This is a genomic window from Faecalibacterium sp. I4-1-79, assembly GCF_023347235.1.
Lineage (GTDB): Bacteria > Bacillota > Clostridia > Oscillospirales > Ruminococcaceae > Faecalibacterium > Faecalibacterium tardum.
Window position 1 is genome coordinate 322005 of sequence record NZ_CP094467.1, and the last position, 13811, is coordinate 335815.

The following is a 13811-nucleotide window of genomic DNA, read 5'->3' on the forward strand; positions in this document are numbered from 1 at the left end:
TTCTTCTTCGCCGTCTCAGCTCAGCTCCACAGGGGCTTCGGGCTGGTTCTCCACGCGGGCGCTGGTGCGACCCTCGGGACGGATCTCGCCGGCAGCGGTCAGCGAGAGCTTGGTCAGGGTGGGGCCTACCAGCTCGTACACCAACACCGAGAACAGCACCACGTTGCGTACCATGTGGCCGTCCGACAGCTCGGCAGCGGTAGCAGCCATGCCCAGCGCCACGCCGGCCTGCGGCAGCAGGGTGATGCCCAGATACTTCTGGATGGCGGGGCTGCAGCTGGTGGCGCGGCAGCTCAGGTAGGAGCCGCTGATCTTACCGGCAGAGCGCGCCGCAATGTACACCACGCCGATGAGCAGCACCATGGGGTTGGTAAGGATGGTCAGATCCAGTTCTGCGCCGGACAGCACGAAGAACAGGATGTTGATGGGGGACACCCAGCGGTCCAGACGATCCATCAGCTCGTCCGAGGTGGGGCAGACATTGCAGAACACCGTGCCGGTCATCATGCACACCAGCAGCAGAGAGAAGCCGCAGCGGGTGCCGTTGATCTCGAATTTGGTCATGGACAAGCCCACGGTCAGCAGCACAAAGGCCACCGACAGGCTCATGCGCTTGGAGCGGGAGTGGAAGTAGACTTCCAGCAGGTTCAGAAAATAACCGGCGGCAGCGCCCAGCACCAGCGAGAGCGCGATCTCCAGCAGCGGCTCCAGCACCACGCTCACAGGGTCGATGCGGCCTTGCTCCAGCGCGTTTGCCACGCCGTAGGAGGCCGAGAACAGCACCAGACCCACGGCATCGTCAATGGCGACCACCATCAGCAGAAGCTTGGTTAAAGGGCCGTCCGCCTTATACTGTTTGACCACCATCAGGGTAGCAGCGGGTGCGGTAGCGGCGGCGATAGAGCCCAGCGTGATGGCAGAGGCCAGCGAGATGGCGTCCGGGCGGGCAAAGTGCAGGGCAACGAGGGCGATATCCACCAGCGCGGTGGTGATCACCGCCTGCGCAATGCCCACGGTCACGGCGCGGCGTCCCATGTGCTTCAGGGCGCTGAGCCGGAACTCGTTGCCGATGACGAAGGCGATAAAGCCCAGCGCCACCTGTGTGAGGACGCCGTAGCCCTCCACGGCAACAAGGCTGCCAAAGCCAAAGCCGAAACGGCTCAGCCCCAGCCGACCCAGAAAGAAGGGGCCCAGCAGCAGGCCGGTAAGCAGGTAAGCGGTAACGGCGGGCAGACGCACGGCCTTAGCAGCGCGTGACATGAGCAGACCGGCGATCAGGGCAAGGGACAGACAGATCAACATTTGTTCCATAATGTGGTTTGTATTGGGTGCGCAGCCAAAGGCCGCAGCACTCGGTTCCTCCTTGTCAAAAAAGTATCGAACTCCTGTGTGAAATCCAGTGCGGGGTCAAAATGGGAAAACGTATCCAGTATACCGGAATAATGGAGGAAAAGCAACCATCCCGCGCGTTTCGTACAGACTTTGGCACGAAAAGATATGTTTACCCCTCTGAGCTTCGCTTCGCTCAGCAGATTCCCCAAGGGGACGCCAACCCTCTCAGGCGCTACCGCGCCAGCTCCCCCGAAGGGGGAACTTTTACGCATCTGCCGGTAAGCGCTGATAAAGCTCCCCCCTCGGGGGAGCTGGCACGCCGTCAGGCGTGACTGAGAGGGTTCGGCCGTCCCCTTGGGGAAGGTGGCTGCGACCAACGGGAGCAGACGGAAGGGGCTCCCTCAAACAAAAATCCCCCCGTCATTTAAGATGACAGGGGGAAAACGATGCTTTTAGTTGAACTTGAAGATCTTGCGCAGCTGGCGGTAGGTGGCTACGACCACCTTGTCGCCGCCGGGGAAGCGCAGGTCGGTCAGACCGCCAAGGTTCACGCGCACGGCGCGGTAAACGCCGGGGGTAACGTGATCCTTGAGGTACTGCCACAGCTCGGCCTTTTTGGCGTGTGCCTCGGCGCTGCCGTCCAGCAGCAGAAAGATGTCACTGACTGCCATCATCACCGACAGGTAGTGCACCATGTAGGCGCGCAGACGCTTCTGATCCTTCAGCGCATCCAGATCCTGACAGTCGATCATGTGCTTTGTGACCCGCAGCTGCTGATCCACGCGGCCGATCATCACGCTCTCGTTCACGCTCTGGTCTGCGCGGCCGATGAAGTAGCGGTACAGATCCAGATCCATATAGTACATGCTCTTGACGTAGGGCAGGGGCTGGTACACAAAGATATTGTCCACATAGAAGGTGTGCTTGGGCAGCACCATGCCGCACTGGCGCAGCACCTCGGTGCGGTACATGACCGAGTGCATCAGCAGGTTCTGATCCGGGCGGAAGTGCCGGACGTGCACCCAGTCGAACAGGCGGTTCTGCGGGAACACGTTGGTATAGCGCACGGTATGGCTGGTGCCGTCCTCCACATGCTCGTACACATAGTTGCAGATCATCAGATCCGGCGCGGTGCCGCGGGCAACCAGTGTGGTCAGACGCTCCAGCACCTTCTTCAGGGCGTCGGTGTCCAGCCAGTCGTCGCTGTCTACTACCTTGTAGTACAGGCCGGTGGCGTTGCGGATGCCCTGATTCACGCCCTCGCCATGGCCGCCGTTCTCCTGATGGATGGCCTTGACGATGGTGGGGTACTTTGCGGCGTACTCGTCGCAGATGGCGGGGGTGTCATCCTTGACGGAACCATCGTCCACCAGAATGATCTCGGCCTGCTCGCCTGCGCTCAGCAGCGTTTCGATGCAGTGACGCATATAGGCTGCCGAGTTGTAGCAGGGCACGGCAAAGGTGATAAGTTTCTGCTGCATATTATAAATGCTCCTTTTTACATTGCATGATCCATGCCGGGCAGTCTGCGGGGGGCATGGAGATATGTGTTCTCATTATAGCATTTTCGCGCCTGAAAAGCTATCCTTCCCGGGCAGAAAGAGTGGATATCGCACATTTTTGCGCAAAGTGACGCTTTTTTCTGCCAAAAGTATCGGTTTTGTGGTATACTGATAAGGTTTTGAGCGACTGGCGCGTCAGCGCACCTACTTATATAACGGAGGAGACCATGGAAAACCCGCACAGTATCCTGAAAAAAGTTTTCGGCTACGACAGCTTCCGCCCCGGGCAGGAGGAGATCGTCAGCCGCCTGCTGGCTGGGCAGGATGTGCTGGCGGTCATGCCCACCGGCGCGGGCAAATCCATCTGCTATCAGGTACCGGCGTTGCTTTTGCCGGGCATCACCATCGTGGTGTCCCCGCTGGTCAGCCTGATGAAGGATCAGGTGGGAGCGCTGGTGCAGGCGGGCGTGGCGGCGGCTTTTCTGAACAACAGCCTGACCGACAACCAGAAGGCGCTGATGCTGCACCGCGCCCGGGAGGGCTGGTACAAGATCATCTATGTGGCACCGGAGCGGCTGGAGATGCCGGGCTTCCAGCGGTTCGCGCAGGAGCGGCAGATCAGCATGGTCACGGTGGACGAGGCGCACTGCATCAGCCAGTGGGGACAGGATTTCCGCCCCAGCTATCTGCGCATCAAGGAATTTGTGGACAGCCTGCCCAGCCGCCCGGTCATGGGTGCATTCACCGCCACCGCCACCGCCCATGTGCGGGAGGATATCCGCACCCATCTGGCGCTGCAAGCGCCCTACGAGGTGACCACCAGCTTCGACCGCCCCAACCTGTACTTCGAGACCCGGCGGGCACTGCCCAGCCAAAAGCCCAAGGAGCTGCTGGAACTGGTGCTCAAAGAGGGCAATCATGCGGGCATCGTGTATTGCAGCACCACCCGGCAGGTAGACGAGACGGTGCAGCTGCTGCAAAGCCGCAGCATCCGGGCGGCAGCCTACCACGCCAAGCTGGACGCGGACACCCGGCGGCAGAATCAGGACGATTTCCTCTACGACCGGGTGCAGGTGATGGTGGCCACCAATGCCTTTGGCATGGGCATCGACAAGCCCAACGTGCGGTTCGTCATCCATTATAATATGCCAAAGGATCTGGAAAGCTATTATCAGGAGGCAGGGCGTGCCGGGCGCGACGGTCAGCCCGCCCGATGCACCCTGCTGTATTCCGGCACGGATGTGCGCACCATCCGCTTTTTCATCGACAAGGAGCGGGAGGCCGACAATGGTCTGCCCGCGGATGTAAAGGCCGAAGCCGCCCGCAAGGCAGAGGAGCGGCTCAAGTACATGACCTTCTACTCCACCACCCAGCACTGTCTGCGCGGCTTTCTGCTGCAATACTTCGGAGAAGCAGCGCCCAAAAAGTGCGGCAACTGCTCCTGCTGCCTTGCCGCCGAGCAGGAAGCGCAGTTGCAGGTGGAATACGCCCGCCGCCGTGCCGCCCAAAGCGCCGACCGGCTGGAAAAGCCACGCCGCGCAAAGCCCGCCGCGGGCAGCCTGAGCGAAGCGGACGAAAAGCTGCTCAACGCCCTGTACGCGGTGCGCAAGCGCTTGGCAGGCAAGCAGAACCTGCCCGCCTTTATGGTGTTCAATGATGCCACCCTGCGGGAGATGGCAGAGAAAAAGCCCATGAGCATCGACGAGCTGCTGAACATCAGCGGCGTGGGCGAAAAGAAAGCCGCCCGCTACGGCAATGCCTTCCTGCGCGTCATCGAGGACGCTGTGGGCAGCCGGGAATGAGAAAAGAAAGAAGCCGCTGCACAGTCTGTGCAGCGGCTTCTTTTAGTGCGGGACGATTTCGAATGGCCTCCGCGTTGCTTTGGCCATATTCAGCGGAAGAATTATTTTTAATAGAGCGTTTGTCGCGGCCTGCGGGCCGCGACAAACGCATTTTCACGAGAAGGAGTTCAGCACCGCTTACCGTTCCATGGTATGGGTGGCGAATACCTTTTCGTCCTCCCACCACACGGGCTGCCCGGCGGCAAGGGACTTGGGCACATCCAGCAGGCGCTGGTTGCGGCTGCCGCGGAAACGCAGAGAGATGTCGTGCTCGGCCTGCACGAATCTGCCGTCCACCAGCACATCCAGCAGTGCCAGCAGCTCGTCGGTCACCTCGCACCGCGCGGGACTGGGCTCTTTGCCGGTAAGCTGTTCCCAAGTGTAGCCGGAGTAGCACCACACCGTCTTGGCGGGGTACAGCGCCTTGAAGTTGCGTACAAAGGGCAGCAGCTCCCGCTGGTTTTCCGGCTCAAAGGGTTCGCCGCCCAACAGGGAGAGCCCGGCGATATAGTCCGGCTGGCAGGAGGCGAATATCTCGTTGCGCACGGTCTTATCAAAGGGCTGACCGTAGGCAAAGTCCCATGCCACGGCGTTGAAGCAGCCCGGGCAGTGGTGGCGGCAGCCGGACACAAAAACGCTGGTGCGCACCCCGGGGCCGTTGGCGATATCGTAATATTTGATGTTTGCGTAGTTCATGCTCATGTTCCTGTCGTTTGCTGAAAAGATATTTGGAGCGGCCTGAAGGCCGCTCCAAATATAAATCATAAATAAATTTTGGCGTTTTTTACAGATGCAGCACGCGGTCCTTGATCTCCTGCGTGCGTCCCTGGTTCCAGAACTGAGTGCCGATATAACCGCAGGTGCGGCGGGCAACGTTCAGCTTGTTCTGGTCGCGGTTGCCGCACTTGGGGCACTCCCACACCAGCTTGCCGTCATCCTCCACGATCTTGATCTCGCCATCGTAGCCGCACACCTGACAGTAGTCGGACTTGGTGTTCAACTCGGCGTACATGATGTTGTCGTAGATGAACTGCAGCACGCTTATGACGGCTTCCAGATTGTCCTGCATGTTGGGCACTTCCACATAGCTGATGGCACCGCCCGGGGACAGGCGCTGGAAGTCGGCCTCAAACTTCAGCTTGGTAAAAGCGTCGATGGGCTCGGAAACATGGACGTGGTAGCTGTTGGTGATATAGTTCTTGTCCGTGATGCCCTTCACGATGCCAAAGCGCTTTTGCAGGCACTTGGCAAACTTGTAGGTGGTGGATTCCAGCGGGGTGCCGTAGAGGGAGTAGTCCATGTTCTCGGCTTTCTTCCACGCGTTGCACTTGTCGTTCATGTGCTGCATCACACTTAATGCAAAGGGCTTGGCACCGGCATCGGTGTGGCTCTTGCCGGTCATATACTTCACGCATTCGTACAGGCCGGCATAGCCCAGACTGATGGTGGAATAGCCGCCGAAGAGCAGCTTGTCGATCTTTTCGCCCTTCTTCAGGCGTGCCAGTGCGCCGTACTGCCACAGAATGGGGGCAGCATCACTGGGGGTGCCCAGCAGCCGCTTATGGCGTGCCTGCAAAGCCCGGTGGCACAGATCCAGACGCTCGTCAAAGATCTTCCAGAACTTTTCAAAGTTGCCGCCGGAGCTCAGGGCAACGTCCACCAGATTGATGGTGACCACGCCCTGATTGAAGCGGCCGTAGTACTTGGGCTTGCCGGTCTCGGGGTCTACATAGGGGGTCAGGAAGCTGCGGCAGCCCATGCAGGTGTAGCAGTGGCCCTCGCCATTCTTGTCCACCTTGAGTTCCAGCATCTTCTTTTCCGAGATATAGTCCGGCACCATACGCTTGGCGGTGCACTTGGCGGCCAGCTCGGTCAGGTAGTAGTAGGGAGCGCCGGGGCGGATGTTGTCCTCCTCCAGAACATAGATCAGCTTGGGGAAGGCGGGGGTGATCCACACGCCTGCCTCGTTCTTCACGCCCTGATAGCGCTGCCGGATGGTCTCTTCAATAATGATGGCAAGGTCGGCCTTTTCCTGCGGGTTGCGGGCCTCGCCCAGATACATGAATACAGTAATAAAGGGTGCCTGACCGTTGGTGGTCATCAGGGTGACCACCTGATACTGGATGGTCTGCACGCCGCGGTTGATCTCGTTGCGCAGACGGCGCTCCACGATCTCCTTCTTGCGCTCGGCAGAGACGTCCAGCCCTTCCATCTCCAGCTCCACCTCAGCGGCGATCTTCTTGCGGGAGACGTCCACAAAGGGAGCCAGATGGGTCAGGCTGATGCTCTGACCGCCGTACTGGTTGGAAGCTACCTGTGCAATGATCTGGGTGGCAATGTTGCAGGCAGTGGAGAAGCTGTGCGGCTTCTCAATATAGGTGCCGGAAATAACGGTGCCGTTCTGCAGCATATCTTCCAGGTTCACCAGATCGCAGTTGTGCATGTGCTGGGCAAAATAGTCGGAATCGTGGAAGTGGATCAGACCCTCCTGATGCGCCTTTACGATCTCCGGGTCCAGCAGCAGACGGGCGGTCAGATCCTTGGAGATCTCGCCGGCCATATAGTCGCGCTGCACACTGTTGACGGTGGGGTTCTTGTTGGCGTTCTCCTGCTTGACCTCTTCGTTCTGGCACTCGATCAGGCTCAGGATACGCTCGTCAGTGGTGTTGGTCTGGCGCTTCAGGCTCTGGACGTAGCGGTAGGTGATATAGTGGCGTGCTACATCGTGCGCCTGAATGTCCATCAGCTGGTTCTCCACCAGATCCTGTACTTCTTCCACGCTGACCGCGCGGTTGAGCTGCTGGCACTGGTCGGTAACGGCTGCGGCGATCTGGGTGATCTGCTCCCGGCTCAGACGAGCCTGACCGCCCACAGAATCGCTGGCTTTGGTAACGGCGGTGATGATCTTGGTAATATCAAAAGGAACTTCTGCACCGTTTCGTTTGATGATCTTCATCGGTTCTCCTCCTTCTATATAGGCGCATTGTGAACGGGTACCTCTTATCATAAGAGATACCCGTCTGCGCACAACGATATCCAACAAACTGAATGTAACTCTATTTTATCATTATCTAGTGGCAAGTCAAGCAAAATACCACTATATTTTGCGTTTTGTAGCAATCGCCAAAAATAGCAGATATTTTTCGGGACAAAATTTTGCACGGAAACTCTTGACAGCGCAGTACGCTTTCCGGCGGGTAATATAAGCCACAGTCTATACCTGTCTGGGTTTCACACTGCCTATATAATGTAATAATATAGAGTTGAACCCTCTCAGGCGCTGCGCGCCAGCTCCCCCGAAAGGGGGAGCTTTTATGCATCTTCCGGTCAGCCCAATAAAGATCCCCCCGAGAGGACAGATTTCCCCCGGCCGGGGGAAAATGTCACCGCAAGTGACAAAAGGGGGAATCTGGCATCGCGCAGCGATGCCTGAGAGGGTTCGTTTCGGTTGGAGTTTTGCCCCAACCCCCCCTCCGCAAAGAAATTGGAAAAAAGATGTCAAAAAGTGTTGACAAGCGCCCCGGTGTGTGGTATTATACTTGAGCGCCAAGCGCTGAGACAAAAGAATGACTTCTGAAAGCTCAGCAGGAAGCCCTTGAAAAGAACCAATGAACGTTCAAATGTTCCGGTTAGCACCGAGAAACTGCTGAGCGATTTAAGTTCAGAAAAGTTCAAAAGCTTCTCAAAAAAAGTGCTTGACAAAAAACCACTTCTGTGGTAAAATAATCAAGTCGTCAGCCGCTAAGGCTGCGGCGCACAGGACCTTGAAAATTGAACAATATCGAAAGAACTTGTAACGGAACCTATTTTCGTGTTGGAAAAACACGGTAAACAATTCCAAACAAAAGTAATTCACACAGGACGCAAGCGATTGCGTGCTGAGCGAAACAAGATTTAACACTTTTAAGTGATAAATATCATTTATAAAGAGTTTGATCCTGGCTCAGGACGAACGCTGGCGGCGCGCCTAACACATGCAAGTCGAACGAGCGAGAGAGAGCTTGCTTTCTCGAGCGAGTGGCGAACGGGTGAGTAACGCGTGAGGAACCTGCCTCAAAGAGGGGGACAACAGTTGGAAACGACTGCTAATACCGCATAAGCCCACGGCTCGGCATCGAGCAGAGGGAAAAGGAGCAATCCGCTTTGAGATGGCCTCGCGTCCGATTAGCTAGTTGGTGAGGTAACGGCCCACCAAGGCGACGATCGGTAGCCGGACTGAGAGGTTGAACGGCCACATTGGGACTGAGACACGGCCCAGACTCCTACGGGAGGCAGCAGTGGGGAATATTGCACAATGGGGGAAACCCTGATGCAGCGACGCCGCGTGGAGGAAGAAGGTCTTCGGATTGTAAACTCCTGTTGTTGAGGAAGATAATGACGGTACTCAACAAGGAAGTGACGGCTAACTACGTGCCAGCAGCCGCGGTAAAACGTAGGTCACAAGCGTTGTCCGGAATTACTGGGTGTAAAGGGAGCGCAGGCGGGAAGACAAGTTGGAAGTGAAATCCATGGGCTCAACCCATGAACTGCTTTCAAAACTGTTTTTCTTGAGTAGTGCAGAGGTAGGCGGAATTCCCGGTGTAGCGGTGGAATGCGTAGATATCGGGAGGAACACCAGTGGCGAAGGCGGCCTACTGGGCACCAACTGACGCTGAGGCTCGAAAGTGTGGGTAGCAAACAGGATTAGATACCCTGGTAGTCCACACTGTAAACGATGATTACTAGGTGTTGGAGGATTGACCCCTTCAGTGCCGCAGTTAACACAATAAGTAATCCACCTGGGGAGTACGACCGCAAGGTTGAAACTCAAAGGAATTGACGGGGGCCCGCACAAGCAGTGGAGTATGTGGTTTAATTCGACGCAACGCGAAGAACCTTACCAAGTCTTGACATCCTGCGACGCACATAGAAATATGTGTTTCCTTCGGGACGCAGAGACAGGTGGTGCATGGTTGTCGTCAGCTCGTGTCGTGAGATGTTGGGTTAAGTCCCGCAACGAGCGCAACCCTTATGGTCAGTTACTACGCAAGAGGACTCTGGCCAGACTGCCGTTGACAAAACGGAGGAAGGTGGGGATGACGTCAAATCATCATGCCCTTTATGACTTGGGCTACACACGTACTACAATGGCGTTAAACAAAGAGAAGCAAGACCGCGAGGTGGAGCAAAACTCAGAAACAACGTCCCAGTTCGGACTGCAGGCTGCAACTCGCCTGCACGAAGTCGGAATTGCTAGTAATCGCAGATCAGCATGCTGCGGTGAATACGTTCCCGGGCCTTGTACACACCGCCCGTCACACCATGAGAGCCGGGGGGACCCGAAGTCGGTAGTCTAACCGCAAGGAGGACGCCGCCGAAGGTAAAACTGGTGATTGGGGTGAAGTCGTAACAAGGTAGCCGTAGGAGAACCTGCGGCTGGATCACCTCCTTTCTAAGGAGTCAGGCAATGACAGAGCATCTAAGATGGTCAGTCATTGGAACAGGTGACAAGTTAAAGTTTAAGTAGATATTGTTCGATTTTGAGGGCCCTGAAAAGGGGTTACTCAAAACCTTATGTGGGGGTTTAGCTCAGCTGGGAGAGCACCTGCTTTGCAAGCAGGGGGTCAAGGGTTCGATTCCCTTAATCTCCACCACATGGGCCAATAGCTCAGCTGGCTAGAGCACACGACTGATAATCGTGAGGTCGATGGTTCGAGTCCATTTTGGCCCACCATGTGATGAAAGTCAGAGTTCCGGGAGACCGGGCTTTGAGGGACATCACCAAGACGTACCTTGAAAACTGAATAATAACTGCGAAACAAAGATTATAGTAAGTTCTTTTTAAGAAATATTACAATTTCAAAAGGAAGGGTAACAATAATCTTCGTTGGCAAGAGAGAATCAAGAGGATACCAAATGTTCCAAGAGAACGTTTGAAAGGTCAAGCGAACAAGGGCGCAGGGCGAATGCCTTGGCACTGGGAGCCGATGAAAGACGTGATAAGCTGCGATAAGCTTCGGGGAGCTGCAAATAAGCATTGATCCGGAGATTTCTGAATGAGGAAACTCACCTGGGTTCATACTCAGGTACGTTATACTGAACTTAAAAATAGGTATATCGAGGGAACCGCCTGAACTGAAACATCTAAGTAGGGCGAGGAAGAGACATCAAACGAGATTCCGTAAGTAGTGGCGAGCGAACGCGGAAGAGGGCAAACCGGGAGTAGAAATACTTCCGGGGTACGGACCGCATTTAGGACTTAAGTTGTTAACCGAACGGCATGGGAAGGCCGGTCAGAGAGTGTGAGAACCACGTAGGTGAAAACGACAAGAGCTGAGCGAGTTCCAGAGTACGGCCAGACACGTGAAACCTGGTCGGAATACGGGGGGACCACCCTCCAACCCTAAATACTACCCAGTGACCGATAGCGTATAGTACTGTGAAGGAAAGGTGAAAAGCACCCCGGGAGGGGAGTGAAAAAGAACCTGAAACCCTGTGCCTACAAGCACCTAGAGCACGTCAAAGTGTGATAGGGTACTTTTTGTAGAACGGTCCGGCGAGCGATTGTATGCAGCAAGGTTAAGGACTTAAGGTCTGGAGCCGAAGCGAAAGCGAGTTTGAAAAGGGCGTTAAGTTGCATACAATGGGCCCGAAACCGGGTGACCTACCCATGGTCAGGTTGAAGTGGAAGTAAAATTCCATGGAGGACCGAACCGACCTCCGTTGAAAAGGCGGCGGATGAACTGTGGGTAGCGGAGAAATTCCAATCGAACCCGGAGATAGCTGGTTCTCCCCGAAATAGTTTTAGGACTAGCCTCAAGTTAGATACCTGGAGGTAAAGCACTGAATAGCCTAGCGGCCGAGAGGTTAGCGAAGCTTATCAAACTCAGAATGCCAGAGTATTGATGCTTGGGAGTCAGACAGTGTCAGATAAATGTCATTGTCAAAAGGGAAACAGCCCAGATCTACAGCTAAGGTCCCAAAGTCAGGTTAAGTGGAAAACGATGTGAAGATACGTAGACAACCAGGATGTTGGCTCAGAAGCAGCCACACATTCAAAGAGTGCGTAATAGCTCACTGGTCGAGCGTCTTTGCGCGGAGAATTTAACGGGGCTAAACCTGACACCGAAGCTTAGGCAATACAGCAATGTATTGGGTAGGGGAGCGTTGTATACGCGGTGAAACAGTAGCGCAAGCGGCTGTGGAGTGTATAGAAGTGAGAATGCCGGAATGAGTAGCGCGAATGCAGTGAGAATCTGCATGGCCGAAAGCCTCAGGTTTCTGGAGGAAGGTTCGTCCGCTCCAGGTTAGTCGGGAGCTAAGGTGAGGCCTAACGGCGTAGCCGATGCACAGACGGTAGAGATTCCGTCACCACCAAAAGAGTTAAACACAGGGACACATTTGAAGTCTCGGAGCCGGGTGTTGGTTCCGGTAGCGATCGAGGGAAGTTAGTACCGAAGTCCGGGATGGAAGATGGCGAGAAAAGCTGTGTGTATTTCTGCGGTGCCCGTACCGCAAACCGACACAGGTAGGTAGGAAGAAGATTCTAAGGCCAACGGGAGAAGGGTTGTTAAGGAACTCGGCAAATTGACCCCGTAACTTCGGGAGAAGGGGTGCTCCAGAGATGGAGCCGCAGAGAATCGGCCCAAGCAACTGTTTACCAAAAACACAGGTTTGTGCTAAATCGAAAGATGACGTATACGAGCTGACGCCTGCCCGGTGCTGGAAGGTTAAGAGGAGATGTGCAAGCATTGAATCGAAGCCCCAGTGAACGGCGGCCGTAACTATAACGGTCCTAAGGTAGCGAAATTCCTTGTCAGGTAAGTTCTGACCCGCATGAAAGGCGTAATGATTTGGGCACTGTCTCGACAGCCCGCCCGGCGAAATTGTAGTACCGGTGAAGATGCCGGTTACCCGCGACAAGACGGAAAGACCCCATGGAGCTTTACTGTAGCCTAATATTGGGTTTCGATGTTGCATGCACAGGATAGATGGGACACAGGGAAACAAGTGCTTTGGCATTTGTGGAGTGGCCGTTGGGATACCATCCTTGCGATATTGGAATTCTAACCTGCGCCTTTGAATCAAGGCGGGGGACATTGTTAGGTGGGCAGTTTGACTGGGGCGGTCGCCTCCTAAAGAGTAACGGAGGCGTTCAAAGGTTCGCTCAGCTTGAACGGAAATCAAGCAAAAGAGTGCAAACGCAGAAGCGAGCCTAACTGCGAGACTGACGGGTCGAGCAGTAACGAAAGTTGGAGTTAGTGATCCGGTGGTATGTGAGTGGAAATGCCATCGCTCAACGGATAAAAGTTACCCTGGGGATAACAGGCTGATCTCCCCCAAGAGTCCACATCGACGGGGAGGTTTGGCACCTCGATGTCGGCTCATCGCATCCTGGGGCTGTATTCGGTCCCAAGGGTTTGGCTGTTCGCCAATTAAAGCGGTACGCGAGCTGGGTTCAGAACGTCGTGAGACAGTTCGGTCCCTATCTGTCGTGGGCGCAGGATATTTGATGGGAGCTGTTCCTAGTACGAGAGGACCGGAGCGGACGTACCTCTGGCGCACCAGTTGTTCTGCCAAGGGCATAGCTGGGCAACTATGTACGGATCGGATAAACGCTGAAAGCATCTAAGCGTGAAGCCGACCCAAAGATAAGATATCCCATTGTTTCAAACAAGTAAGACCCCTTGAAGACTACAAGGTTGATAGGCATGATGTGTAAGTGGAGTGATCCATTCAGCAAGCATGTACTAATAGGTCGAGGGCTTGACCACAATTCGCTTGAGACTTTTAAGTCAACGAAAAAATGCTAGCAGTGATTATTCAGTTTTGAAGGCACGTCCTTCTAAGAAATACTGGACAGAAACACAGAAATGTGTTATACTGATTCAGTCAAATCGGTCGGTGTCGATGACGGTAAGGTTCCACCTGTTCCCATTCCGAACACAGAAGTTAAGCTTACTTGTGCCGAAGATAGTTAGCTGGAAACGGCTTGTGAAAATAGGTAGTCGCCGACTTAACAAAGAGCTCTGAGAGAAATCTCGGGGCTTTTTTTACGTATAGAATATGAATTTTCTACAAATAAAGCAAGATATAATTGAAAATTCATATTTTGTTAAAGTACTTTATAGGAATTAGTTGCAGCTAAGGGATGCTT

The 13811-nt window shown here is 55.0% G+C and carries 5 protein-coding genes, 2 tRNA genes and 3 rRNA genes; 6 read left to right on the top strand and 4 right to left on the bottom strand.

Annotated elements, in window-relative coordinates; all coding sequences use genetic code 11:
* Positions 1 to 15: 15 nt before the first annotated feature.
* Both MTP36_RS01560 and MTP36_RS01565 read right to left on the bottom strand, forming a co-directional pair.
* A complete protein-coding gene (locus MTP36_RS01560) occupies positions 16 to 1311 on the bottom strand; it encodes a cation:proton antiporter (protein WP_249253044.1) in 1296 nt (431 codons plus the stop codon).
* A gap of 473 nt (positions 1312 to 1784) precedes the next feature.
* Positions 1785 to 2813 carry a glycosyltransferase family 2 protein gene (locus tag MTP36_RS01565; RefSeq protein WP_249253046.1) on the bottom strand — a complete coding sequence of 343 codons (1029 nt, stop codon included), beginning with the start codon at positions 2811 to 2813 and terminating at the stop codon, positions 1785 to 1787.
* Between the two features lie 248 nt (positions 2814 to 3061).
* On the opposite strand from MTP36_RS01565, the gene MTP36_RS01570 reads away from it, so the two are divergent.
* The gene (locus MTP36_RS01570) at positions 3062 to 4636 is read left to right on the top strand and encodes a RecQ family ATP-dependent DNA helicase (RefSeq protein ID WP_055187052.1); all 1575 of its coding nucleotides are present in this window, start codon (positions 3062 to 3064) and stop codon (positions 4634 to 4636) included.
* A gap of 177 nt (positions 4637 to 4813) precedes the next feature.
* On the opposite strand, the gene nrdG is transcribed toward MTP36_RS01570, so the two are convergent.
* The gene (nrdG, locus tag MTP36_RS01575; RefSeq protein WP_055187051.1) at positions 4814 to 5371 is read right to left on the bottom strand and encodes an anaerobic ribonucleoside-triphosphate reductase activating protein; all 558 of its coding nucleotides are present in this window, start codon (positions 5369 to 5371) and stop codon (positions 4814 to 4816) included.
* Positions 5372 to 5459: 88 nt separating this feature from the next.
* The gene (gene nrdD / locus MTP36_RS01580; protein WP_097778421.1) at positions 5460 to 7631 is read right to left on the bottom strand and encodes an anaerobic ribonucleoside-triphosphate reductase; all 2172 of its coding nucleotides are present in this window, start codon (positions 7629 to 7631) and stop codon (positions 5460 to 5462) included.
* A 964-nt stretch (positions 7632 to 8595) separates the two neighbouring features.
* On the opposite strand from nrdD, the gene MTP36_RS01585 reads away from it, so the two are divergent.
* The 5 genes from MTP36_RS01585 to rrf all read left to right on the top strand — a co-directional run bounded on the left by MTP36_RS01585 (position 8596) and on the right by rrf (position 13671).
* Positions 8596 to 10106: ribosomal RNA gene (locus MTP36_RS01585) — 16S ribosomal RNA — on the top strand.
* 126 nt (positions 10107 to 10232) lie between these two features.
* Positions 10233 to 10308 (top strand) — tRNA-Ala (locus MTP36_RS01590).
* Between the two features lie 3 nt (positions 10309 to 10311).
* Positions 10312 to 10388, top strand: a tRNA-Ile gene (locus MTP36_RS01595).
* Between the two features lie 205 nt (positions 10389 to 10593).
* Positions 10594 to 13428, top strand: a 23S ribosomal RNA gene (locus MTP36_RS01600).
* 126 nt (positions 13429 to 13554) lie between these two features.
* Positions 13555 to 13671: ribosomal RNA gene (gene rrf / locus MTP36_RS01605) — 5S ribosomal RNA — on the top strand.
* The 16S, 23S and 5S rRNA genes sit together here with 2 tRNA genes alongside, the layout of an rRNA operon.
* The last annotated feature ends 140 nt before the right edge of the window (positions 13672 to 13811 follow it).